Annotated in this window: 26 protein-coding genes; 7 read left to right on the top strand and 19 right to left on the bottom strand. The window is 49.1% G+C overall.

What is annotated here, in order from left to right; genetic code table 11:
- Positions 1-11 precede the first annotated feature (11 nt).
- Positions 12-809: a formate/nitrite transporter family protein gene (locus tag MKX98_RS12385; protein WP_220685773.1), complete on the bottom strand. Its 798-nt coding sequence runs from the start codon at positions 807-809 to the stop codon at positions 12-14.
- A gap of 270 nt (positions 810-1079) precedes the next feature.
- On the opposite strand from MKX98_RS12385, the gene MKX98_RS12380 reads away from it, so the two are divergent.
- Positions 1080-1676, top strand: coding sequence for a YjgB family protein (locus MKX98_RS12380; RefSeq protein WP_339223175.1), 597 nt, complete (start codon positions 1080-1082; stop codon positions 1674-1676).
- A gap of 99 nt (positions 1677-1775) precedes the next feature.
- Here the strand turns inward: MKX98_RS12380 and MKX98_RS12375 are convergent, their stop codons facing one another.
- The 4 genes from MKX98_RS12375 to MKX98_RS12360 all read right to left on the bottom strand — a co-directional run bounded on the left by MKX98_RS12375 (position 1776) and on the right by MKX98_RS12360 (position 6333).
- Positions 1776-2777, bottom strand: a complete 1002-nt coding sequence (locus MKX98_RS12375; RefSeq protein WP_339223174.1) for a phosphotransferase — start codon at positions 2775-2777, stop codon at positions 1776-1778.
- 58 nt (positions 2778-2835) lie between these two features.
- On the bottom strand, positions 2836-3618 hold the full coding sequence (locus MKX98_RS12370; RefSeq protein ID WP_339224414.1) for a DeoR/GlpR family DNA-binding transcription regulator: 783 nt from the start codon (positions 3616-3618) through the stop codon (positions 2836-2838).
- 189 nt (positions 3619-3807) lie between these two features.
- Positions 3808-4791, bottom strand: coding sequence for a formylglycine-generating enzyme family protein (locus MKX98_RS12365; RefSeq protein ID WP_339223172.1), 984 nt, complete (start codon positions 4789-4791; stop codon positions 3808-3810).
- A gap of 81 nt (positions 4792-4872) precedes the next feature.
- Positions 4873-6333, bottom strand: a complete 1461-nt coding sequence (locus MKX98_RS12360; RefSeq protein WP_220685777.1) for a sulfatase — start codon at positions 6331-6333, stop codon at positions 4873-4875.
- 256 nt (positions 6334-6589) lie between these two features.
- Between MKX98_RS12360 and MKX98_RS12355 the strand changes: the two genes are divergently transcribed.
- Positions 6590-7393: an AraC family transcriptional regulator gene (locus MKX98_RS12355; protein ID WP_194542024.1), complete on the top strand. Its 804-nt coding sequence runs from the start codon at positions 6590-6592 to the stop codon at positions 7391-7393.
- A gap of 17 nt (positions 7394-7410) precedes the next feature.
- Here MKX98_RS12355 and MKX98_RS12350 read toward each other — a convergent pair whose 3' ends face one another.
- The 9 genes from MKX98_RS12350 to MKX98_RS12310 all read right to left on the bottom strand — a co-directional run bounded on the left by MKX98_RS12350 (position 7411) and on the right by MKX98_RS12310 (position 12960).
- A complete protein-coding gene (locus MKX98_RS12350) occupies positions 7411-8016 on the bottom strand; it encodes a class I SAM-dependent methyltransferase (protein ID WP_194542023.1) in 606 nt (201 codons plus the stop codon).
- 185 nt (positions 8017-8201) lie between these two features.
- Positions 8202-8984, bottom strand: coding sequence for a sulfite exporter TauE/SafE family protein (locus tag MKX98_RS12345; RefSeq protein ID WP_194542022.1), 783 nt, complete (start codon positions 8982-8984; stop codon positions 8202-8204).
- A gap of 118 nt (positions 8985-9102) precedes the next feature.
- On the bottom strand, positions 9103-10230 hold the full coding sequence (locus MKX98_RS12340) for an MBL fold metallo-hydrolase (RefSeq protein WP_194542021.1): 1128 nt from the start codon (positions 10228-10230) through the stop codon (positions 9103-9105).
- A 96-nt stretch (positions 10231-10326) separates the two neighbouring features.
- Positions 10327-10911: a sulfurtransferase TusA family protein gene (locus MKX98_RS12335; RefSeq protein ID WP_194542020.1), complete on the bottom strand. Its 585-nt coding sequence runs from the start codon at positions 10909-10911 to the stop codon at positions 10327-10329.
- Between the two features lie 112 nt (positions 10912-11023).
- A complete protein-coding gene (locus MKX98_RS12330; RefSeq protein ID WP_339223171.1) occupies positions 11024-11320 on the bottom strand; it encodes a rhodanese-like domain-containing protein in 297 nt (98 codons plus the stop codon).
- 30 nt (positions 11321-11350) lie between these two features.
- Positions 11351-11716 (bottom strand): rhodanese-like domain-containing protein, encoded by a 366-nt coding sequence (locus tag MKX98_RS12325; RefSeq protein ID WP_194542019.1) that lies wholly within the window; start codon positions 11714-11716, stop codon positions 11351-11353.
- Positions 11717-11761: 45 nt separating this feature from the next.
- Positions 11762-12247 carry a DsrE/DsrF/DrsH-like family protein gene (locus tag MKX98_RS12320; RefSeq protein WP_339223169.1) on the bottom strand — a complete coding sequence of 162 codons (486 nt, stop codon included), beginning with the start codon at positions 12245-12247 and terminating at the stop codon, positions 11762-11764.
- A gap of 86 nt (positions 12248-12333) precedes the next feature.
- Positions 12334-12561, bottom strand: coding sequence for a sulfurtransferase TusA family protein (locus MKX98_RS12315; protein ID WP_220685785.1), 228 nt, complete (start codon positions 12559-12561; stop codon positions 12334-12336).
- A 138-nt stretch (positions 12562-12699) separates the two neighbouring features.
- A complete protein-coding gene (locus MKX98_RS12310) occupies positions 12700-12960 on the bottom strand; it encodes a metal-sensitive transcriptional regulator (RefSeq protein ID WP_071218276.1) in 261 nt (86 codons plus the stop codon).
- A gap of 235 nt (positions 12961-13195) precedes the next feature.
- On the opposite strand from MKX98_RS12310, the gene MKX98_RS12305 reads away from it, so the two are divergent.
- Positions 13196-14848 carry a CoA-disulfide reductase gene (locus MKX98_RS12305; protein WP_339223166.1) on the top strand — a complete coding sequence of 551 codons (1653 nt, stop codon included), beginning with the start codon at positions 13196-13198 and terminating at the stop codon, positions 14846-14848.
- Between the two features lie 117 nt (positions 14849-14965).
- Here MKX98_RS12305 and MKX98_RS12300 read toward each other — a convergent pair whose 3' ends face one another.
- The 3 genes from MKX98_RS12300 to MKX98_RS12290 form a co-directional block, all read right to left on the bottom strand.
- The gene (locus tag MKX98_RS12300) at positions 14966-16351 is read right to left on the bottom strand and encodes an MATE family efflux transporter (RefSeq protein WP_194542015.1); all 1386 of its coding nucleotides are present in this window, start codon (positions 16349-16351) and stop codon (positions 14966-14968) included.
- A 431-nt stretch (positions 16352-16782) separates the two neighbouring features.
- Positions 16783-18165, bottom strand: a complete 1383-nt coding sequence (locus MKX98_RS12295) for an MFS transporter (protein ID WP_339224412.1) — start codon at positions 18163-18165, stop codon at positions 16783-16785.
- A 229-nt stretch (positions 18166-18394) separates the two neighbouring features.
- Positions 18395-19483, bottom strand: coding sequence for a saccharopine dehydrogenase NADP-binding domain-containing protein (locus tag MKX98_RS12290; protein WP_339223165.1), 1089 nt, complete (start codon positions 19481-19483; stop codon positions 18395-18397).
- 268 nt (positions 19484-19751) lie between these two features.
- On the opposite strand from MKX98_RS12290, the gene MKX98_RS12285 reads away from it, so the two are divergent.
- From MKX98_RS12285 to MKX98_RS12275, 3 genes are all read left to right on the top strand, one after another.
- Entirely contained in the window at positions 19752-20831 is a 1080-nt protein-coding gene (locus MKX98_RS12285; RefSeq protein ID WP_339223163.1) for a LuxR C-terminal-related transcriptional regulator, read from the top strand.
- 174 nt (positions 20832-21005) lie between these two features.
- A complete protein-coding gene (locus MKX98_RS12280) occupies positions 21006-21626 on the top strand; it encodes a DUF1796 family putative cysteine peptidase (protein WP_339223161.1) in 621 nt (206 codons plus the stop codon).
- A 189-nt stretch (positions 21627-21815) separates the two neighbouring features.
- Positions 21816-22628 carry a hypothetical protein gene (locus tag MKX98_RS12275; protein WP_339223160.1) on the top strand — a complete coding sequence of 271 codons (813 nt, stop codon included), beginning with the start codon at positions 21816-21818 and terminating at the stop codon, positions 22626-22628.
- An 87-nt stretch (positions 22629-22715) separates the two neighbouring features.
- Here the strand turns inward: MKX98_RS12275 and MKX98_RS12270 are convergent, their stop codons facing one another.
- Positions 22716-23306 carry a hypothetical protein gene (locus MKX98_RS12270; protein WP_220685791.1) on the bottom strand — a complete coding sequence of 197 codons (591 nt, stop codon included), beginning with the start codon at positions 23304-23306 and terminating at the stop codon, positions 22716-22718.
- Between the two features lie 171 nt (positions 23307-23477).
- The gene (locus MKX98_RS12265) at positions 23478-24314 is read right to left on the bottom strand and encodes an AraC family transcriptional regulator (RefSeq protein WP_339224410.1); all 837 of its coding nucleotides are present in this window, start codon (positions 24312-24314) and stop codon (positions 23478-23480) included.
- Positions 24315-24436: 122 nt separating this feature from the next.
- Here MKX98_RS12265 and MKX98_RS12260 point away from each other — a divergent pair, with 122 nt between their 5' ends.
- Positions 24437-25432 (top strand): Gfo/Idh/MocA family oxidoreductase, encoded by a 996-nt coding sequence (locus MKX98_RS12260; protein WP_339223158.1) that lies wholly within the window; start codon positions 24437-24439, stop codon positions 25430-25432.
- Positions 25433-25441: the final 9 nt, after the last annotated feature.

Raw genomic sequence — 25441 nt, 5'->3', positions numbered from 1 at the left:
ACCGCGAAAGATTATTCATCCGGGGATTCATTGGCATCCAGAAATGGTTTGTTCACAAAATAATACATAAAACCCATCAGCAGCACGCCGCCAATCAAATTGCCAATCGTTACCGGAATCAGGTTATGCAGTACGCCTTCCAATGAAATCGTGCCGGGATGGTTCAGTACGAGCGCAATGGCAAAGGTGCACATATTGGCAATGCTGTGCTCGTATCCGGAAATGAAGAAGCAGAATACAAACAGCATCATGGCAAACATTTTGGCCCCGTCGCCCTTCAATGACATCGGGATAAAAAAGGCAAGGCACACGAGCCAGTTACAGAGAATAGCCCTGAAAAACAGCTGCACCGTCGGGGTGGTCATTTTGTGCTCAACCACATCAAGCAGAAAACCGTTCACGGATGAATCCATGAAAAGCCCGGTCAAAAATATCAGCAGCGCAAACGTGCACGCCCCCAAAATATTCCCCGCGTAGCTGAATACCCACAGCTTGACGACCTCCAGCCACCTTAGTTTCTTGCGCAGAGCGGCATACGTGTAGTAGAACGTATTCCCCGTAAACAAATCCCCTCCCCCATATGCGATTAGAATGATCGCCGCGCCAAATGTAATGGCGGCCATCGGGTAAGTCAGAGGGGAATGTTCCAGATAAAAGAAGTTGCCTGTCTTAAACGCAACAATGACACCGAAGCCGATAAACATGCTGGCAAGCATGGAGCGGGCGATGTAACGAAGATGGCTTTGTTTGAAAATTTTGTGTTTTTTGAGAGCAAGCTGCTCCACCTTGAGTAATGATTCGGTTTCCATAATTCCTCCTGAAAAAGTCGGTTCTATATAGATTACACGATTTTTCCAATAATTCATATCACCTCAAGCATCATTACCCCATTCTCCCCGATGAAACATACATGGTGGGCAGAACTCGATCCACTCCGGGTATCAATTCTGATATTTCATCTTCATAGAATCGTAACCCAATGCCGCTTCGCCTCCACTATTATGGGAAGATAAGTTTGACACACTTGTTTGATGCACAGTGCATGTGGTAATTAGTTGTTACAAAGGAGAGGATGCAACATGAACTTGAAACATCCAGCAAAAAAAGCAATCGTCGCCTTGACCATGGCAGGCGTCTTCGGCGTAAGTGCAATCGGCGTAAATCATGCTGTTTTTCCGCTTCAGCAAGCAGAAGCCGCCCAGGCCGCAAATACCGGCGATTATGCCGCAAAGCAAGCGCTCAAGACACTTAACAGCTTCTATAAACCCGCTTTAAAGGGACATTTCCCTGGAGCCGTCAGCGGTTTAACGATTGGCAAAAGCACGAAGCAGGACGTGTACAAAGCCATTGGCGAGCCTTCCGTGCCCGGCAAGCATGCCGATGCCTTCGATGTATACGGGGCAAACATGGGGAATCCTGGCTACGCCTTTTCCTATAAACTGAACAAAATCCGCGAAATGCGTTATTTTGGCACGAACGTGGAACGGCAGACCAACATCGGCGGCATCACCATGAAAATGCTGAAGCAGAATTGGTTTGCACCGGATGCCACAACCACTTTCAAAACCGGAAAAATCAAACAAACCAAGCTCACTTACAACCGGGGAGAGTGCAAATTAGAGTTCATCTTTAACAGCAGCACAGAGCTGGACCATATTAATCTGCTGAAAAAATAACCGTGATTGGAAACTCTTACTTTCCCAATAGCATGTTCCAGAATACATCGGAAAAGCCCGGTCTCTTAGAGCCGGGCTTTTCCGATGTATGAGAGATTTTCACAGCAAATACTGAAACAACATATCATCCAGCCACTCCTGGCTGTATTCCATCCGCTTAAATCCGGCAGCCAGCATATCCACTTGTTCCACTAACACATGAGACTCATCGGTCCCTTCCCGATAGCGGCTCAAAAAATGAAGAAACACATCCACCATACGCAAGCGCATGAGAATCGGTATTGCGACAATCTCCTCGGCGCTCAGCCGTACACGTTTGGCAAATCCTTCGCAAAACCGTCTGATGGCCTCCCTCTCGTCCGCCATTCCCATAAACCCCGATATGACGACCGCAGGCTCCATCGCTCTTACATCCTGTGTACAAAATTCAAAATCAAGCAAAGCGGTGACCGTATGCGGGTGCTCTGCGTCTACCAGCAGGTTCGAAAAGTTCAGATCGCCATGAACCAACTGCTGCGGCAGATTTTTTAGCGATTCAAGGCTGCTGCATATATCGATGTATGCTTCTTTTAGCAAATGGAGTGCCTCTCCTTGATCCTTGAATGCCGGTGGCGGCTGCATGCAAAAATCAAGTATGAACGTCTTGTTGCACACAGGATAAGACTGAAGCAGCTCGTAATACGGCGGGTACACCGGCTTCATTTCGATTGAACAAACCGCCAGGGCATTCACCAGTTCCCCCGTCTTCTCCCCGAAGGAATACGCTGCTTGAATGCTGCCTTCTTCCGGACGTACTCCCTCAATGTAGGTAAACAGGCAGGCGTAACGCTCACTCCCGTCCTGAACCCGAACCATCTTATCGCCAGACATGGATGGAATAGGAGCCGGAATCTTAAAGCTCAGCGGCACCCGCTGCAGCGAGTCCAGTACCGCAAACTCGAATTCGATTCTTGCCCTGTCTCGATGTGTATTGTAAATGCGCATGACCGAACGGCGTTGTTCATTATGAATAAAATGGGTCGTATTGTTCCAACCCGTAGGACCTTTAGCCAGTTGACCGTCCCACTCCGGCCAGTTCGCTTGCAGAAGCTGTTGAATCATGATTTTACCTCGCTTACCTGTTAAATCTTATCTTATATAAAGTTATATCAATGGATCGTCATGTCTGTGCAACTTCTTCCGTTTTCGTCACAATGACCTTTACGCCAAGCTCCTGAATCCGGTCCATAACCTCCTGATCCGCCTTCTGATCGGTAATTAACACATCCAGATCTTCGACGGCACCAGCTCTGGCAAAACCATCCTGTCCAAGGATCCGATGCGTTGCCAAGCCAATTCTGCGGCGGGATACGGCAGAGACCGCGCGTCCAAAAGCGGCAACTTCTGGTGTAGCGACGAATATTCCCTCATCGGAAATACCGCCTCCGCTAACGAAACTGATATCAAATTTAAATTGACGGATAAATTCGTTAGCCAGCACGTCCGTGATATTTCCGGAAGGCTTCACCCGTCCGCCAATTAAATAAGTGTCAATCCATTCGCGCTCTCGCAGGGCATCCGCTACACGCATGCAGTTGGTCACGATTGTCAAGGGCATCTGTTCCGGAAGAAACTTCAGCAGTAAGTAGGTAAGCGAGCTGCTGTCAATGAATAAGGTATCTCTTTCTCGGACGTATGAAACGGCTAATTGAGCAATGGCGTACCCTTCCGGAGAGCCTTCACCATACCGCTGTTCCGGAGCCAAGGGCGGCTGCCTGACTTTCATGGAGGGGATGGCGCCTCCGTGCGTTTTCTGGAGTAAACCTTGCTCCTCCATGATTGTCAAATCCCGACGAATCGAATCAATCGATATTTCAAACCGCTCGGCCAAGTCCTTGGCAATCACCCGTTTATCTTGATGCAGCAAAGCAAGAATTTTCTGACGACGTTCCTCGGCAAACATTCCTGATTGATCTTGCACCATACAATTATCCTCCCGTTTATTCATTTTATTCCCACTTCACAGCTTGATTATATTCATTTATGTTCCGCTTTTCAAGTAATATTTTTCCGTTTTATTCATTTATATGCGTCCTCATTCGCGCATAATCCTGAATGTGCATCATCATCATAATACAACATATTTCATATTCTACTTTCTATCCCTCACCACACGGAAACCGCAATTGCCCGTCGAGCTGTCGGGCGTATTCCCGCTGCGTGCCGCGACTCGATAACGGTTGCAATAGGATCTGTGGCACAGGTACGAACCGCCGCGCATCGACCTTCTACCCGTAGACTCACCAAAGAACGGATTGATGGCCGAGGTCATTTGATGATAAGTCGGGCTAAACCAATCGCCGCACCATTCCCATACGTTGCCGGACATGTTATATAGTCCGTAACCATTCGGTTTATAGGCATCTACCGGCGCGGTACCGATAAATCCATCACTTGCGTTATTTTTAACTGGAAATTTACCCTGCCATATGTTGCATTGATGCTCTCCGTCCAACTTCAGCAGATCTCCCCAAGGATAGGTCCTGCCCTCCAAACCGCCGCGCGCAGCATACTCCCACTCCGCTTCTGTGGGAAGCCGCACACCGGCCCAATGGCAATAAACAACCGCGTCGTTCCAGGATATATGTACAACCGGATGGTCCATTCGGTCTTCGATGCTCGAATCCGCTCCCTCGGGTGCAGCCCAGTATGCGCCTTCGACCACCAGCCACCAAGGCACTTCCTGCGGAACTTGTGCAACACTTGCCTTGGTCTCCTCCGTAGCCAGCAGTTCAAATACAAACGACCATCCGAAATGCTCCGCTTCCGTGACATAACCGGTATCTTCCACGAACCGTTGAAACTGTTCATTCGTAACCGCATACGGTGAGATTTCAAATCCGGAAATGGTCACGCAGCGAGCCGGACCCTCGCCGTCACGCGGGAACCCTTCATGTGAATTCGTGCCCATCGTAAACGTCCCTCCAGGGATCGTGATCATGTTGGAATGTAGCTCAAGATGAGACTGGTCATGATATTGGCCTTCACTTAGACTGTCTTGATGATCCTTCGGATCGGCTTCTCCCAACTGTACTTTCGCTCTCACGCCGGCGCAGCAAGAATGTTGTTCTCCCATGTTCGTTCCTCCTATGCTAGATACAGAGAACAGGACAACCACTACCGGAGCGGTTATCCTGCTTCACTTTAACTATTTATTTTATACGAATTCCTGGGGATGGCGACGCATCAATTCCGGCACCGCTTCCCCTCGGCCTGTATTCTTCAAACGCTCGATATACCGGGGCAGATGACCTTTGGCATGGTAAGGTCCTCCCTCCTTCATGACCGTCCACAACGGGTCCACGTCATACGGCATCGTTGACATCATATGATCATGCCATTCATTCAGAAGGTATACAGCCTCCCTGCACAGATCCGGTCTTTCAGCTGCCCGATTGTACTGCTCGTGGACATCCTCGGTGATATGGAACAGCATTTCTTTGTCGAACAGATGATAGCCGTCATGATACGTTCGAATGTAGAGCCATTCTCCAAATCGCACGCTTCGCTGACAGACATGGGCGCATTGAGAAACCACCAGATACTCCCTGCCGCCGCCTTTACCGGTCCGCAGGCTCTCCGCATAACTGATGCCATCCCAGCTACGTACCGGCGCAACGTTCAAATATTCCGCCATCGTAGGGAGAATATCCAGATGATAGTGGAGCTCGGGATCCGTTCCCCCCTTCACGATGCCAGGCCCCCGAATGATCATCGGGATACGGCAAGTGCCCTGATCCGCTGTTCCGTGTTCTCCATAAATGCCAAGCTCCCCCATGTTCTCACCATGATCCGCGGTAATGATGACAACCAAATCATCCATTACTCCCTTGTTCTCCAGCAATTCGAAGATCGCACCGATATGCTCGTCCATATGGCGAATGCCGCAATCATAGCCGTCCACCATGGTCCGCAGATCCTCCATCGTCCTGATCTCTCCGGGATGACGCGGATAATCGGGGGATACTTCACTATTATACATGTTAATTTCGTTCACCCCATGCGGTCCGACCTTCTTCTGATGCTCTTGAAGCACTTCTTCGGTAATCCAATCGGGAAGCGGCTCCTGCTCGAAAGGATTTCCCAGCGACTGGGGTGCCCGATACGGTGTGTGCGGATCCCAGAAGTTCACATAGAGCATCCAGTTATCTTCATCGGCGTTGCGATCCAGCCAATCCAGCACGACCGGAGATACTTCTTCTGCCGACTCCAACCCGCCCTTACCCGTATTATACATTTCATTGAAGCCCGCGTAGAAGGTCCAAGCCGAATGACGTTCACCGAACGGACTGATCAAAGCGGTCTTCATGCCGGCCCTGCGGAATATAGCTGGAAAGCTCTCCGACCCCAGCTTGTCGCGGAAGTCACGGGTGATACCTTCATGGCGCACATCGGCAGCCGTGCCTCCATGACCGACGACACCGTTATGAATGCCGAACTTACCTGTCATCAATGCGGTTCTTGAAGGAAAACATGGAGCATCCGAGGTATAGTAATTGTCAAAACGCACGCCTTCCGCCGCAATTCGGTCAATATTCGGCGACGTATTCCGATGATAGCCATAACAGCCTAAATGATCCGGCCTTGTCGAATCCAAATCCAGCAACAATACTCTCATATCCTCATCGATTCCTTCCTCATCTGAATTCACTTGATATTTCTCAAGACTTCACATGTCAGCGTTTACAATTTTTCTGCATTTGTTTGAAATTATAGGCCACGATCCCTGCAGAGTCGATGTACATTTTGTCACTATGTTGTACGATTCTACTCCGATTTGAAATAACAGGATCACATAATCGAATCAATGAGTACTCAAATGAAGCATTATTGTGCTAGGCTATAGGTATAAAATCACTGCGGGGTGTTGTCCTATGATCCAATTGATGAGCGTGAATTTTGATGATTACATACCGAATTGGCGAACCCAGCTGGAGACGATTGAGTACAATGTCCTTGTTGTGGTTAGAGAAGGCAAGGTGAGATACGAAATCAACGGGGAAGACATCATTGCCGAGCAAGAAGACGTACTCTATATCCCTCAGTCGACGAGACGAAGCGGAGGCAACTGGAAGGACACTTCACATCAGAAGCATACCATTCTCTTTACATTGGATCGTCAAGAACCCACAGGAATTCCATTTCTGGATGCGGGTCGATTCATGAAATTCAATCTCTCTCATATCCAATATGTTTACCGGCGCTGTGAGCGCCTGTATGAGGAAATGCGGGGTGGAAAAAGCTACCGTACCATGATCTGTCAGGGCATTATGCAGGAGCTCATCGGCATGCTGGCCCGCGAGCTCGAGAAGAATGAGCTGGCACCCAGCAAACGAAACTACGCGGATACCATCAAATCGTATCTGCTGGAGCATTACCGCGAACCTATCGAAATCGATCGGTTAGCGAAACTAATCCATCGCTCTCCGAGTTATGCTGCAGCCCTCTTCAAAGAGGTATACGGTCTTTCACCGATCCGGTATATGCATCAGCTGCGCGTGCTGGAAGCGTGCAGCCTGCTGCTTCATTCGGACATGACCATCGCTCATATCGCCCACTATTTGGGTTATTATGACACGTCCTATTTTTATCGAATGTTTAAAAAACATACCGGCCTGTCGCCCTCCGACTATGTACAGCAAGACGATCGGTCCGATATGTCCATGCTGTTCACTTAATCCTCGCTCGTCTTCATTCATGTTTTTAACGGCTTCTGCCCCGCAAACTGAATGACATGGGACAAGCCCTGGTGCCCCTGGCCCTCATGACGAACGACCTCTCCCATAAAAAAGTGGACTATGCGCCAATCTGCAAAGGGCTCGAGGAAATCCTCAGGCACGTATAAAAACTGCTGATCCTGCGGTCCCCCGCTGCGATAAGGAATCTGGTACGGTGAATATACCTCAGTGAGGAAATATCCTCCCGGCTTCACCGCTGTCTTCACGCCTTCTAAAGTCCTCGTTCTCAATGCCTTTGGAAAATGTCCAAACACGCAAATAATCTCATCCCATTGATCCAGCTTCCACTGCGCTTCGTGCAGATCCACAAGCTCCGTGCGAATGTGCACACCGCTTGCTTCCGCCAGTCGATTGGCTTTGTTCAGGCCGGATTCCGCGTAATCCCATACGGTTACGTTCATGCCTTCCCGGGCCAGGAACACCGCATTCCGTCCTTCTCCCTCTGCGATAGCCAGTGCGTCGCCCGTTAAACCTAATTTCTTGTGCATGTCGGATATAAATACATTCGGGTCCGTTCCAAATACGTAATCGTCCCCCTGAAACCGTTCATTCCATGGATTCATCGTTTGAGCACCTCTTTCTTTAAAATCAACGCCATTCTGTACACACAAAAGCTCATCCCCATCTTACCATTCCTGCCGCATCGATGTTAGCGGGACTTCCGAATGGTTCGGGGAATTAGCCTCTTTGCGCGTAATCTCCACTGGGCTCGGTCAGGATTAACCATAGTGATTTCTGGAGTCCGCCATCATAGAATGTCCAGCCAAATTTTGATAGCCGTTGCCAGGATCAAAACGGCCAGCATGATCTGCAGGATCCTCGTGTTCATCTTCTTGCCCGCGGCCGCTCCCAGTGGAGAAGCGATCAAGCTGGCAACAACCATAATAAGGGCCGGGATATAATCCACTTGTCCCGTCGTCAGCTTCCCTACCGTAGAACCGATGGATGAGATGAAGGTGATTGCGAGCGAGGACGCAATGGTCATTCGCGTCGGTATTTTCAATACAACCAGCATGATCGGAACGAGCAGGAACGCCCCGGCCGCCCCGACGATGCCAGCTCCGATACCGACCACAAGAGCCAGCGAAGCGGCCAGCCATTTATTGAACTTGACCTGATCCAGCGGAATATCGTCCACCCCTTTGTTCGGAATGAACATCATAATGGCCGCAATCAGCGCCAATATGCCGTAGATGAGATTGATGCCGCCTTCGCTCATCATCTTGGAGCCGAAACCGCCGATGAAGCTGCCCAGCAGTATGGCCGAACCCATATAGATAATGAGCGTTTTGTTCAGATATCCGCCCTTACGGTATGCCCACACGCCGCCGATCGTGGCGAAGAATACCTGTACGGCACTTATGCCCGATACTTCATGCGCCGTGAAAGCCGCAAGGCCGAATAACGGCGGGATATACAGCAGCATCGGGTATTTGATGATCGAGCCTCCAATGCCAACCATTCCTGATATATAAGAGCCAATGAACCCGATTAAAAATATCGTAATGATGAAGGATATGATTAGTTCCATCGTGCTGCCCCCTTATTTCTCTTTAGAAAAGGGAACCTGTCTGGTTCCCCTTGATCTCTTTTTCTCTAGTTTCATCCGTTTATATCCATGGCCGATGTTGTTAGCGACCCTTGCAAGATTAACGTACCGCGCAGCGGTTCGGCCCGATCTCCATCTCTCGCTGCTGCTCCGTATCCGGATTCATTTTACCCATGTTCGTTTGGCGGATCTCCTGATAGCTGTTAGGCTGCGGCGGCAGATTCTGCGTGACCAACGTCCGGAACTCTGCCTCATCGGCGATGTTGAGTCCATGGTTTTCCCGGTATAGCTCTCCCAGTTTCTTCGCGACGGTTCCGTCCTCGTTCAGTTCGTCCATGACCATGAAATGCGCCGGCAGCACGGTCAGATCATCCGATAGATGGGTGTAGCGGACATAGAGCGTTTCCCGCAAGTCGCCAACCCAATCCTCCGCCAGCCCCGCCAGATCCGGACGGCCGATGGAATCGATAAACAGAATATCGCCTGTCAGCAAATATTGATCATCAATTACAAACGAGGTGGACCCGATGGTATGGCCCGGAGAATGGAGCGCTTCAATGCGAATTGTGCTGCCGCCGATCACCACTTCGCCTCCGTTCTTGAGCGGTTCGTACTTAAACGCCACCTCGCCGGCATCCTTTGGCGGAAGCCAGTATCCGGCTCCTGTCTGCTTAGCAATCAATCGTCCTCCGGAAATATGGTCCGCATGGAGATGGGTATCAAACACATGCTTGATGTTTGCATTCAGGCTTTTTGCGAAATCAAGATATACCTCCGTCATACGGGTTGCGTCAAACAATGCCGCTTCACCGTTCGATACCGCCATATAAGACAAGCAGCCTTTGCCTATGCGAACAAACTGATAAAGCGTGCCTCCATCTGCCAAACTGCCGATCTTCAGGGGAACAAGGTGTTCACTCCAGGCCTTCATGCCGCCTTTCAAATACGCCACATGCCGGCCGTGCTCGGCCAGCATCTCAGCCACCATCACCGACGAGCCTTCCTTGGCGCATACGACGAGCACTTCTTGATCCTTCGGGATTCGATCCAAAATTTCTTCCACGCCGTCAATCAAATCAAAGTAGGGAATATTCAAATGCTGAATTCCTTCGCCTTCAATCTTCCAGTCCTCGTAATCCGATGGGTTCCGCACGTCCAATATAAACAGGCTCTCTTTGCGAATCGCCTTCATGGCCACTTCTTGCGCTTGCATTACTCTTACTGTCATGTCGCCTTCCTCCTCATAATTTCAAATGGATCTGAAATGTTAAATTCCTTCCGGCTACCTATTAAAAGCGCTCAGCATGTTTTTTCAGCAGCCATCTTAAACTGCGTTATCGTTCAAGCCCACAGTTTCTCCACGCCAGCCGCTCATGCCAGGTACGACGTTTATAATGCCTGCAAAGCCGTTAGCTGAAAGCTTTTGCGCAGCCAGGTCGCTCCGCGTTCCGGTACGGCAGATGACATAGATTTCATCCTCTTTGTTCAGCTCAGCCATACGTTCATCCAGATCACCAAGAGGAATCGATACGGCATTGCGAATATGCTCGAAAGCAAACTCCGCCGCTTCCCTTACATCCAGAACGACGATTGACGCTCCGGACGCAAGTTTCTCCTCCAGCTGATCATTAGAGGCTACATGCGGATAAGTTCGTTCTGCCGTTTCTTCTCCTGATGATTTGCGAAGGTAGTGCTTCAGCACATCCCCCTCTTCAATCGTTCCGAGATATTGATGCCCCGTGCTTTCCGCCCATGCCTGCATGTCGGCCTTGGAGCCTTTATCGGTTGCCTCTACCTCCAGTACATGTCCGGCTTCAAGATCCTTCATCGCTTTTTTCGTGCGGACGATGGGCATCGGGCAAGCGAGCCCCTTAGCATCCAGCCTCATATTCGATTCAATTGCTGCCATATCACATCGAACCTCCATTGTTTTGTTTTCGGACACACATACCGCCAGGGGTATATTTCAGTTCAAAAAAAGGGGGTGCCTATCACACCCATTCTTTTTCAAATAGACACAGTTACTCTGTATTGCCCTCCCATGCCAGCATACCGCCCGTCATATTGACGACTTGATAGCCTTGACCTTCCAAATATTCTGCAGCACGGCCGCTGCGCCCCCCGGAACGGCATACCAAGACATACTCTTTCGACCGATCAAGATCCTGTTTGCGGAATTCAATCAAACCTAAAGGAATGTTGACGGCGCCCGGAATTTTACCTTCCGCGACTTCCTCCGCTTCTCGAACATCGATGATATTCATGTCAGCTCCGTCACTCAGCAGATGCTCAACTTCTTTTGGAGAAATCTCTTTCATGTTGATCAGAACTCCCTTTACTTTTTTTAGTTAAGACCAGCGATTCATGCCGCCCTTCACGTTAGTCACCGTCTCAAAGCCTAATTTCTTTAAAGTTTTGCTCGCTTTGTTGCTTCGCATGCCGCTTTGACAGATCAATACCACTTCCATGTCTTTGGAGAGCGAATCGCTGCTCGACATGAGCTGGTCCAGCGGAATATTCCGGAAACCCCGTATGTGATTCCCCTTGAACTCTCCCGGCGTCCGGACATCGATGAACTGCTTGATTGTGTTACTGTCTTTAAGCTCTTGCTCCAGCTGTGCCGAGGTAATCTGCCTGACTCCCTGAGCCGGGAGGATTCTCCAAACGACAAACAGAATGATAAGTGCAATGAACGATACATTGAGTATATCCATCTTTATTCCCTCTCTTTATAACAGCAACCGTCGCCGCTGTTTTCCTTAAATGAACAAGTTAACATGGCCATCCTGAGCATCGCCCAAATACGCAGCAACCCCCGCATACTCAATGCCGTCAAACAGTTCTTCTTGCTGCAGCCCAAGCAGATCCATCGTCATGGTGCATGCAACAAGCTTGATGTCCTGCTCCTGCGCCATCTCGATCAATTGCGGCAGCGGAACGGCGTTGTGTTTCTTGATCACATCCTTGATTATTTTTGGACCCATCCCGGCAAAATTCATTTTGGAAAGACCCATGTTATCGGATCCGCGCGGCATCATTTTCCCAAACATCTTCTCGATGAAACTTTTTTTCTTGGGCAGCATGACATCCTCGTCCTTACGCAGTGCGTTCAGTCCCCAGAAGGTATGAAATATCGTCACCTCATGGTCATAAGCGGCAGCGCCGTTCGCGATGATATAGGCGGCCATGGCTTTGTCATAATCGCCGCTGAATAATACAATCGTTGTCTTTTTTGTTTCCGTCACTTCGTGATCTCCCCTTGTAAAATTTGATTTATAAATCTCAATGAATACGTTTATACCCCCATAGGTATATTTCCATTCAAAAAAAATTATCCCTTTCTAATCCAAAATTTCAATACGCCCCCATCCTCTGCCTGCTCCAGCATCTCGTTACCCGTCGACTTGGCCCATGCCGTCAAATCGCTCTTCGCGCCTCGATCCGTTGCATGAATCTCAAGCACTTGGCCTTGTTGCATCTCATTCATCTGTTTCTTTGTTTTCACGATCGGCATGGGACATGCCAAGCCTTTCACATCCAATACTTTATCCGCGTTCATTATAATTCCTCCTTAAAATGATGACTATATGTTTCGTTATTTACCTGTGGGGGTATTTCAAGCAATGTCGTAAGTCATGTCAATCCTGATTGAACTTCCTACTGCCTGGTATTCAATTGAGGGAACGTTGCCCTCATGTTATCTACTTTTCACTAGCAAATTGACCGCTTCAACCACTAGCTTCTCCGTGTCCTGCCCGGTCTCTTCAGCTTTCTGTACGCATTCCACAAGGTTGGAGCTGACGACAACGCCGATCGTCCGATCTATCGCCGTCCGCGTTGCGGAGAGCTGGGTAATCACTTCCTTGCAATCCTTGTTCTCTTCCATCATTTTCAGAATGCCACGAAGCTGACCTTCGATGCGTTTCACCCGATTTTTCATTTGATCATTGTAGTCCATCTCGATCCCCTCCTATCTCTGCACTTTTTAGGATGCATGATTAAAAGCATACGGGCTTGCATGTCTTCAATATATACCCCCAAGGGTATGTTGTCAAATGGATAATTCTAACTTTACGCTTATCATGACATGTCTGATAATTGTCACACTCTTCCGTGCTGCCATATGTTATGATACCCCATAGGGTATATAAAAATCCATTCACTATATACACCAAATCAGGGAGGAATATTCGATGGGCAAAAAAATTCTCATTGTCGGCGGCGTAGCGGGAGGAGCCTCGGCAGCTGCCAGACTGCGGAGATTGGATGAGGACTCTGCCATTGTTTTAGTGGAGCGCGGTGAATATATTTCGTTTGCCAACTGCGGTCTGCCCTACTATATAGGAGAAACGATAACCGACCGCGATAAGCTCATGGTGCAGACCGTACCCGGTCTTAGCCGCCGCTACGAGCTGGATATTCGGAATCTTAGCGAAGTTACGTCCATACTGCGTGATGAAAAAATGGTTACGATTAAAAACCTTATTACCGGAGAAACCTACACCGAGAGTTATGATTATCTAATTCTGTCGCCCGGCGCAAATCCCGTGGTGCCGGATATTCCCGGCTTGTCCGAAGCCCGCAATGTATTCACGCTGCGGAATATCCCGGACACAGACCGAATCAAACATTTTATAGACCATAACAACCCGAAGGAAGCCGTTGTTGTTGGTGGCGGGTTCATTGGCCTTGAGATGGCGGAGAATCTTACCGATCGCGGCGTTCACGTAACAGTCATTGAAATGGCGAACCAAGTTATGGCACCGCTCGACTATGAGATGGCCGCTATCGTGCACTCGCATCTTCAGGAAAAGGGCGTTCGTTTGATTCTGGAAGACGGAGTTCAAGCTTTTCATGACGGCGGCCAACGAATCGAACTCTCCAGCGGCAACCAAATATCAACCGATATGATTTTGCTATCGATTGGCGTCCGTCCCGAAAATTCGCTCGCGGTAGACGCAGATCTCCCCGTCAATAATCGCGGGGGAATTCAGGTGAATGAGTATTTGCAGACTGCTGACCCGAGCATCTATGCGATCGGCGATGCCATTGAAGTGAAGGATTTCGTTCTCCAGAGCCAGGCCTTTATTCCGCTCGCGGGTCCTGCCAACCGGCAGGGGCGGCTTGTTGCAGATCATATCTATGGGAAAAACAATAGCTACAAGGGCACACTCGGTTCGTCGATCACCAAAGTCTTTGATCTGACGGTTGCGGCTACGGGTATCAATGAAAAAAGTCTCAAGCAGATACGTGCACCTTATCAAGCTATCCATATTCACCCCTCGTCGCATGCCGGGTACTACCCCGGGGCGTATCCCATTTCCTTGAAGCTGTTATTCCATCCGGAAACAGGTCAAATCTATGGGGCGCAAGCGATTGGAGCAGATGGCGTGGATAAGCGAATCGATGTCATTGCTACAGCTATCAAAGGAAATCTCAATGTATGGGACTTGGCGGAGCTGGAGCTTTCCTACGCGCCCCCATATTCCTCCGCCAAAGACCCGGTTAACTATGCCGGATATGTTGCCGCCAACATCATGGACGGTTTGGTTGAAACGGTGCAGTGGCATGAAATCGACGACCTGGTCGGAAACGGTGCAACCTTGATCGACGTTCGTGAGCCTAAAGAAAGGGAAGCGGGTTATATCCCAGGTTCCGTCAACATTCCGCTTAACGATCTGCGCAGCCGACTGAAGGAATTGCCGGAGAATGAAATGCTGTACGTGAATTGCCAGGTTGGGCTGCGCGGATACTTGGCGGCCCGTATTTTGGCCCAGCATGGCTTCCGGGTTAAGAATCTCGACGGCGGCTGGAAAACATACGCAGCGGTTAACAAGCCATCCTAATCGTTCCTAATTAAATCTGTTTGGAACTGATGAAACATGCTGCTTGCAGTAAAAAAACATGCAAAAAAGCCCCGGAAACACGGGGCTTTTCTTGCTTTATATACAATAGATAATGGCTTAAATCAGCTTGTGCGCATACCATTTCTTGCCGCGGAAGCGCCATAGGAAAATCGCTCCCCGCACTCCCCATTCACAATTCATGGCCAGCCATACGCCAAGGATGCTCCAGCCCAGAACGATCCCCATAATATAACCGAGAATCACCCGGAACAGCCACATGGTCAGCATCGAAGTGATTGAGGTAAAACGCGAGTCGCCTGCCGCACGCAGCGCCGAAGGCAGAATAAAGCTTATCGACCATAGCGGAACCTGTACAAGGGTGTTAATCAACAGCACTACAAACAGATCGTTCACGATTTCCGGAGGCGGGTTAAACAGCCCGACCAGCGGCCGGTAGAGCGGCATCAAAATCAAACCCATGAAGGCGAGCGAGATTGCGCCAAGCCACAAAAAAGATTTGATGAACTTTCGGGCATCCGCTATATTTCCGCGGCCAATGCATTGACCGACGACGGTCACAATCGTTAAGGACAACGCGCTGGCTGGAATTTGGAAGACGGCCGCAAGTGAAGACCCGATCGCGTTCGTAGCTATGGCGTACGTACCCAAGCTGACGATAAACACTTGGGTTAACAGCTTTCCTCCGTTAAAAAACATCTGTTCGGCTGCAAACGGAAGCCCGATAAACATAATTTTGCGCAGCATGGATATCGGGAAATGAAACAGATCTCGCAGGCGGATATGCAGCGTGGCGTCCACTCTGAACAGATAGTAGAGCGCGCAGGCCGCACCGGCAAAGCGGGCGATGTTAATCGCCAGCGTCATGCCCATAACGCCCATATTCAGCAGGGTGATGAACACGATGTTGAGCAGAACGTAGAGCAGGTTCATGATTAACGACAATGCCAGTGAAGCCCGGGTCTTGCCGATCCCCCGCAGCGCGCCGCAAACCGCCTGCACGATGGCAATTCCGATGAAGGAAGTACTGCTTCCGATCAGATATACTCGCGCACTCTCCAGCACCTCGGGTGACGCTGAGCCGAACAGCAGATTCAGCACCGGCTGGTGAAGCCCAATGATCAGCAGCGCGATCGCTAAAGCGATCATCGCCACGGATGTAACAGTAGCCGCAGAAGCCCGGGATACCATCATGGCATTGCCGCTTCCCTTATATTGTGCAACGACGACGGTGCCCCCGGTTGCTACCGCCACGAACACATTGATCAGGAAAATATTCAGGGAATCCACCATGTTCACGGCGCTGACCGCCGATACGCCCGACGAACTGATCATGGCGGTGTTGACCAGATTCAAACCGATGATGAATGCCTGATCAATCAAGATCGGAAAAAATAAAGCGAAAATCTGCCGGTAGTCCATCGACTCCCCGGATAAATGATGTTGAAGCAAACCGTTCATTTGGGTTCGTAATCGAACCAACATCTGTCATCACATTCTTTTCGTTGTAATATAAAAGAAAAAAACTCTTCAAACGAAGAGCTTCAGACTTACGGTATTCAGAAATGGCTGCCGCAACCGTCGCTTGGGAGAGCTCACTCCCTCGCCAAGGGGACAATACGGATTAATTCATTTGATCCCGGATAAACCCCGTCTTTGATTGGAGGATATCACCAGACCCGAGTTCTGTCAACGAATGCAAGCCACAGGAAATGACCGTAATCCGCTGTTAAACGGAGCAACATGATAGTCTGGACTTGACGAAGACGTTTCGACAGCTATCCAGACTATTCTCCCCCAATGATCAATACAGAAGCGGCACAATGGCGTATGAAGAGCTTGTTACCAAAAAAATCCCGCTCTCTCCGTTGTTACAAGAGAGATCGGGATTTGGAGCACAAATATGCTTCTATGCTTTATATTCGTCTGCTTCTTTTTCCGACATAAGTCAATGTATAGATCATACTTCCAGCTACGATAACCAACGAAAACAGAAGCAGCAAGTTGCTGTATAAGTCTGTCCCAGCATTCCGTAACATCGGAAGAAGTGGGAATTCCGGCAATCCTCTGGAAAGCAAACCTCCTACAATTGCCACTCCAATCCCCTCAGATAAGAAGCATGTAAAATTAAGCATTCCCATCCCAGCTCCCGCTTCCTTCTCTTCCAGCGAATCGGAAACGACGGTTGAAATCACCGTCTTCACAAAAGAAAGGCCTCCAAATACAAAAATCAGCATGGCCGTTACAATCCAAGGTGATTGATCCTTCAGCATAGCCATAGTTAAAAAACCACCGATAATCATCAAGGTGCCTATATAGAACACAAGATGATGACCTTTCTTATCAACGAGTGTGCCCCCTAATATGCCAAACAGCATGACACTCATGGCACCAGGGAACATAACCCCCGCGCCAATCATGCCCGTTGACAGATGGTGGACGCTTCTCATCATATAAGGCACCATGGATAGAAATCCGGCTACCATGCCCAAAATAACGCAGCCCGCGATCGTCCCGGCGATGAACTTCTTCCTTACAAATAAATACGGTTCGATAAATGGATTGGAAGCCCGCTTGATACGTAAGGCGAATAATACGAGCGCTGCTAAACAGCCAGCCAGATACATCCAATGTTCATTGGTCGTAAACAAGGTAAATAGCACTACGCCAACCGAGAGCAGAACTGCCCCCGTAACATCAATGGTCCCTTTCTGTTCAGTTTCATCCGGTAGCACTTTTAAGAAGAAAGGAATCGTGGCAAGTGTCATAAGAGGAAAAACAAACAACATGGACCAGTGCACATAATGGGCAACGACGCCTCCGATGACAGGCCCGATGCCTTCGCCCGTTGCAACCAGTGATCCTATAAGACCAAACGCTCTTCCGCGTTGATTGGCATCGAAATAACGTACAATCATGACCATGACCAGCGCAGGGATGGCAGAGGCTCCCGCCCCCTGAATAAATCTTGCCGCAATCACAGCAGGTAAATAGGCATGTCCCGCTAATCCCAGCATAGAGCCGCTGCCGTACGTTACGATACCTATCATGAGCATTTTTTTGATCCCGTACAGATCCGACATTTTTCCGTACACAAATGAACCTATGGCAAACGTCAGCATAAAGCCTGTATTGACCCAATTGGCCGTCGATGGCTCCACATGAAATTGCCTGGCGATATCCGGCAGTGCCACATTAAACACGGTTTCATTCAAAACGCTGAAAAACACCAAAAATCCCAGCCAGGCAAACGCGCCTTTCACATTTGTGATCCGTAATTTTTGACTTGGTTGAGTAATCTCTTCCACTTGGTAGTGCCCCCATAAATTTAGGGGAATACGCAGTTTATAGGGTCAATGATGCGATTTCCCTCAAATTTTGTACCCAAATCCATCTTTTTTGCCGCATGCAATAATCCTCCTTTGAATATTCTAAGGCTTAATATAACATACGGATGAGGAAGACGAAAAATACAATGATATAGAAGCAGAGGAGCATTCACATGATGTTTGCGCCTTTAGAAGGCGGCTACATACTCCCTCTCTTCCCATCCCGCCATACCTCCATGCGAACCTCTTTCTCCAGCCACCCCTTCATACTCGCTAATTCAAACACTTGTTCAATATGAAACACCCCGCACGCGATATTCCCACTGTATACAGCATCCGCAACACTCGCCGCTACCTTAGCCGTTAATCTGGACTGATCCCGCCCGACCAGCAAAGATTCAACTGTACTGTTTTTGCCACGGCGCTTGCCCTGCGCTTCAACTTTTAGAGCAACATCATCGGATCCCATCCGTATATTCATAAAAGCTTTCACGGCAGCGTTCCGTATCCATTTAACCTTAAGCAAATGATGCAGACCGGATGCACGGAATCCTGCAAGCATGGTAGTTAGAGGGGAAGAATCAAAACCCAACCGGGTCGATACGGTGGGAACTTCCAAGGTGTTGGGCAATGTGGATTGATCCGAGAATGGGAAACGATACACGGATTTACGTCCTATTTTTTCGCCAAAAAAAACCGACCTTCCATCCGAAAAACTCGCAACCGTCTTAACGCGATGGTTCTCCATCACCTGAAAGGTGGACAGTAGATTGTCCACGGTCCACTCTACGGCAGCCTTGCCGTGCCGATCCCCTAATCCCAGCATAATCGAGATATCAACCGACTCTGTTACATCCAGACCTTTGCTCGCCCAGCTTGCCATGAGATTGGTTAAACCCGGGGCCAGGCCTACACTCAGAATAGCTGACGACCCGGATTCCTCGGCTGCGTCCTTCCACTTCGACACTTGGTTCAAAAACTCGGCTTTTGCCGATATATCCACATAGTGGGTCCCGCTCCGGATGCAAGCTCCGACCCAGGCATCGTCCGCCTGATCCAGACACATGACCACGAGTTTGATCCGTTCCCACTCACTCGCCATGACCGGCTGCCCCATATCCAATCGCATGGGGAGCACCTTCCCGCTTGTCTCCTGACTGAAACGCTCGGCTCTTTCCAAACTTCTTCCTGCAGCGTACACAAGACCGGGATATTTCTCCCCTAACTCCTCGCATATAATCCTTCCTACATGCCCATATCCGCCTACAACCACAATGCGTTCCTTCATGATACTTCCTCTCCATCTCTAAAAAAATCTATATAAGTAACGAGCCCCCGCTCAGACTTGAAAATCCTCAGCGAAGCAAGCCCTGATTTCACTTTTTCCATGGGTAAACCTCCCTTGTTCCATCATGATGCACAATATGCAAGGTCTCTTTCATTCCTTCTACATACATGACATAATAAGAATCATTCTCAATTATAAGGATGGAGAACGATAACCCTATCCCAGAAATGTGGGGTTTTCCTTAGACCGACGAAAAAGGTGACTGAATATGGGCACACAGCTTAACAGCTTATTGAATAAAATAACGGCACTTGGCGGGGCTTTATCTAATTCCCAAACCTACCGGAGCGAACTCATGAAGCAATTGCGCTGCTGGATTCCTTTCGAATCGGCTTGCTTTACGACGGTAGATCCACGTACATTGCTCTCGACGGGTGCGATCACGGATGAAGACATTGAGGCAATCCATGATCGCCTGTTCGAGTATGAATATCTGCACAGCGATTACAATCACTTTCATGAACTGGCGAACTCCATGGAGAAGGTGGCTACGCTAAGCGGAGCTACGAACGGGACTCTGAACACAAGCCCTCGTTATCTGAACGTCCTGCAGCCGGCAGGCTTTCATGATGAGATGCGTGCCGCATTGGTAGCGGACGGCATGTGTTGGGGATATCTGACGATATTCCGTCAGGAGGGCCAGCCCTTTTTTAGCGAGGAGGAACGGCAGCTGCTCTCTTCCCTGGCGCCATTCATGGCGTCCATGCTGCGTCATCGAAGTCTTCCGCGATCCCCTATGGATGGAATGGATCACATGCCTGAGCCTGGTTTATTGGTGTTATCCGAAACGCTCGATATTCTTTCATATAATGCTTCTGCACGGCAGTGGATGTCATTGCTCCAGGATGCAGAGGGTATGGATGCCGCTTCGCTCCCTCGCCCGCTGCGGGCAGTCTGCTTCCGAGCTTTGTCCGAGAGCTCCCGAGGTACGGCCTATTCGACGGGCGCTCATACTCGCGTCAGGCTAAGTAATGGCTCCTTTGCCAGCATACGGGCATGCCTTCTGCATGGTCCCGATTCTCTTGCCAAGCTTGCAGTCACGCTTGAGCCTGCCAATACAACGGATATGCTGCCGCTTATCTCGGATGCGTTGGGATTAACGGAGCGCGAGAACGAAGTGATCAGCGGAATTCTGCGAGGATTATCCACCAAGGAGCTTGCTCAATCCCTGTTTATCTCCCCCTACACGATTCAGGATCATCTAAAGTCCATATTTGTTAAAACCGGCGTCAACAGCCGGAGGGAATTAATATGGCAGCTTCATTCAAAATATAGCTTGAGTCCTTGAGGGTCGGGTCCGTAATTTTCCCACCACTCCGTTCCCCTCAAATCCGGCCCACCTCCGATTATGCTGCACGGTGGCTATGAACCGCACTCCTCACCCACCCTTGGTCACTGCTCCATACCAACTCTATCGATCTGCATATGATATCTAATGATAGATTCAAGGAGGTCTGGTAGCATGACAATCCCTGTGGAGTTTGATGCCATTTTCAGTCTGGGTCACAACTGTCAGGTTGCCGCCCAGTTAAGAAGAAACCAGCTGCGTCATGCAGCTGGCCCGTTGGACTGGTTCAACTTCGCTTCGACCCATGAATTTTGTAAAGTCATTAAACGTCAATTCAGCGATTTCATGCTACGGGATAATCTCGACATATACGGCAAATCCGTGAACTGTTACTATGTGCGTGATAAACGATCTTCCTGTTTATCCTTTCATGATTTCAAGAACAATCCGGAGGAGCCTCCGTTATATGACTACCCCGCGTTTCGCGAGCGGCTGGATCGAAGAATCGAACGCTTTAACCGCTGCTTGAATTCTGAACAGAAGACTCTGCTCGTGCGGATCATCGCGAATACCAAGGATGCCGAGACGATTGATCAAGCAATACGCGAAGCCTATCCCAAAGCGGACGTAAACCTGTTATTTATTATGCTCAGCAGCAGTCCCCAAATTGTAAATCTCCCTTCGTTCTCGGATCGGGTTCTCATCAAGCAAATACCGAAAGGGCCCACATGGGAAGGAGATTCGGAGGCTTGGAAGACCATTCTTAGAGAATTTTCGCTCAGTTCAGGGGAATAAGCGTTTGACAAATCCAAAATTTACCTGTATATTTACAAAAAGTGAATCGGAACTCTTACGAAGGAAGCACCCGTAAGTCTGGCGTTGAATGCGCCTTTCTAACGGGTGCTTTTTGTCGTGGGTCCGGCCATTCTGTCATGATGCGAATACCGCTAATGATAATTATTAGTTATTTAAGGAGCGATGTTTATGTTTAGAAGATTACTCACCTCATCACTTGTGATGGCACTTTTACTCTCTTTCATCCCCATGCCTTTCGCGAATGCAGCCGCGATCGAGTTCACCGATACGGTTCAAGCCCAATTGAAAGCCACGGCGGACCGGGCTGGCGGATCCGTACGTACCAAACTCATCAAACAGTTTGATGAGTTCAAATCCGAACGAAACCAGGTAATGGATTTGGATGATCGAATCTCTTCCCTTCGCTATGCCAATGAAGCCAAAGCTTCAGAAACCCGCAAAAAAATCAGCGAAATCGATAAGGATAAAATCCGCAAGCTGGAGGATCAACTGCAAGCAGCCAAAACCAAGTACCAGCCGCTGTTTAATACCTATTCCGCGCTCAATAAACAAATCGCCGCAGCCAAAAAACTCAAAGACAAATCGCTCTCCAAGATACTGCAGTCACAGGCCAGTGGCATGAAGATCCTGGTATCCTTGGGACGTGATGATATTCGAACTAAGCAGGCGGCGCTTACGGCGGCCAAGAAAGAGAAAGCTTCCAAAGCGGCTAAAGTCCGTTCCATCCTGTCCGAGATTGAATCCTACAAAAGCAAAATCAAAGGCGATAAAAGCGCAATCTCCACGCCGAATAAACTGATGGCAACCGAGTGGAAGAATTTCAAAGCCGCAGTAAAGAGCAATGAATCGGCCCGAACCAGCGATGCCCTGTCCAGGCTGCTGACACTCTCCGGTCAGATCCTGACGAAAAAGAAAAGCATCTACAGTCACGAACAAAAAATCGAGTCGATCATCGCGCGCGCAAATGCCCAATTTAAATAACGTTTTTAAGAATCCCGCTATAAAAATAACTTCTGCCGCGGGCAGAAGTTAGGGTTCGATATGCAACAAATTAGATCAAAAATCAACTCAACTTGAAGCTGTTTGTAACGGGTATTGGAATCCAGCCAACCTGGATTGATCAAGCAATGGATAGTCATATAACATGCCTTCGTATATAACCTCGAATGCCGGATGCTGAAAGAAATCATTCGGGGTTACTGCGGAGGAAGGGCGATCCCATAGATGAATTCTGCTTTGCTTCATTGCCTCCGCTACGAATTGTGAGCAGAAGTACGATCTTTCCCTCGTAATATCAAGTCTCATCAGCACGCCAAACATGCCGATAAGATTGTAGCCGTAAGCATCCTCTTCATCCTTATAGCTTTGAATCACGCGTCTCGCTGCCTCAAGTTGCTCCCGCGTGACCTTGAGACGGAGCAGAGCGCAGCGCGTGCCGGGAAAGTGACGGAAGGTTCCTTCGTATACATCCTCCTCAACAAATCCCCCTATCCAGGGATTGTTGGCGCATTTCCGGCCGAAGCTGAACACTTCATTCAAGTTCTCATCCAGCACCAGCGAAGCATGATTATAGGGCGCTGCCGTAATTCGTTTAATCAGTTTGGTAAACATCGTACCCGTATCAGTCAGAAGAACATATATATTTTGGTTATCGGACATTTGCTTTCCCCCACATACTTAATTACATATTTCATTGAAGCCGGATTTCGTCAAATCCTTCGTTAATTCCATTGTAGTAGAGGCAAGCCGTTTCCATAACCGACTATAGATGTGAATAAGACCTAGACCTAAGTCGAGTTCTCAACTGACCTGGCGACGTGATACCCATAACTATACCCCATATAAGCGACGATAGGAAGATGGCGTCATGCCTTCATGCTCCATAAATCGCTTGTTAAAATAACTGACGCTCGGATAGCCCGCTTCCACTGCAATCTGTCCGATGGTTTTTTCTTTATGGTCGAGCAGCCACTGCTTTGCCATCTGAAGCCGGCAGCGCGTTACAAAATCCATTGGGGTCATCTCCATGACATTGCGGAATAATTTACAGAAATAGTAAGTGGTAACGCCGAGTCTGTCCGCCCACTCCTCCAAAATAAACGGTTGTGCCGCTTCCTGCTGCATGATCGGCAGCAGTTCAAGAATCCGGTTGGCCGAGTTGTTTGATTTATTATCCGATAAAGCGGATGCCTGCTCCACGAATACGGCTAACAAAGAATACGTTAGCGTGGACAGCTGCGCAGGCTTGAGCATCCGATGGGTCTCCGCCTCATATAACAGCGCTTCGTGCGCTTCCTCATAGGCTGATGGCTGCCGAATGCTCCACAGCTGGCTTTTATGAAATCCGCGTTCGATGAAATAGTTCTGCAGACCGCTGCCATAAAAGTGGAACCAACGCACATCCCACGGATCGTCCTCGCTGGTGTAATAACGCTGAGCCTGCATTGGAAAATACAGCACGGCTTCACCTGGGCCAAGCGTATGGACTACGTTTTCGATTTCAACATACCCTTTACCGGAAGCCACATAATGAATATTGAAATTGTTCAGAGACCCGGCTGCCCGCGTAACGGTATGGTCCGGTTCATCCCGGTATATCCCAACCGACTCAGGCAGGCAGAAGAATGGCATTTGCGGTAGGGTCAGCAGATGACTTTGTCGTTTCATCATAATACTCCTCGAATGACAATATTGTTGTATTGTACTACAAAATAATATTATATCAATTTTATTTCTTGTCTTTTATAATCGCAATATAATATTAATAAGTTGTATAGGAGCTGATGTACATGACTCAAAAACTTCGTTGGGGAATCCTTGGCTGCGCCAGTATTGCCAAACGCTCGGTCATACCTGGTTTACAGCAATCCCGTCTCAATGAAGTCGTTGCCATTGCCAGCCGCGATCAGGCAAAAGCAGCGCAAACGGCAGAGGAACTGAATATCCCGACTGCATACGGCAGTTACGAGTCCTTGCTCGAGGATTCTTCCATAGATGCGATCTATATTCCGCTCCCAAACCATCTACATAAAGAATGGAGCATCCGTGCGGCGGAAGCCGGTAAACACATTCTATGCGAAAAACCGCTTGCGCTTACGGAAGCAGAAGCAGCTGAAATGGCGGAAGCAGCAGCTAAAGCCGGGGTAGTGCTGGCCGAAGCCTTTATGTATCGGTATCACCCACGGTATGACTTGTTGAAGGAAATGATCAACGCTGGTGCCATCGGGGACATTCGGGGCATACGCAGCGCGTTTACCTTCAACAGTTCCGCCAATCACGGGAATGTCCGCTTTCGCAAGGATTGGGGCGGCGGCTCGATTTATGATATCGGCTGTTATCCGATCAACGCCGCGCGCATCCTGCTGGATAAAGAGCCGGAAGCTGTTACCGTTCAAGCTTTCTTCTCCCCTGAGCATGATCATGTCGACATGATGGCATCCGGATTAATCGAATTTGGAGGAAATGTAGCGCTGACATTTGATTGCGGAATGTGGGCGGCGTATCGCAATCCTCTTGAAATTGTGGGAACGGATGGCCTGATTGAAGTCCCTTACGCCTATAGTCTGCCCGAGGACGGAGCGAACTTCTTCTTAACGACCGGCGACGGACGTAAAGAAATCGAGGTCCCTCGTGCAAACGCATACAGTGAACAAGGCGACCATATGGCCGAAGCTATTTTGAACAACAAGCCTCTCCGCTACTCTGCAGAGGATGCCGTTCACAATATGAAAGTCATAGACGCCTGTCTGCAATCTGCCCATGAACGGAAGCGAATTGTGTTGTAATTACACCCA

Source organism: Paenibacillus sp. FSL W7-1332 (genome assembly GCF_037969785.1).
Taxonomy (GTDB): Bacteria; Bacillota; Bacilli; order Paenibacillales; family Paenibacillaceae; genus Paenibacillus_AQ.
Note: the sequence above shows the minus strand (reverse complement) of the source record. Positions and strands in the feature narration are given on the sequence as shown.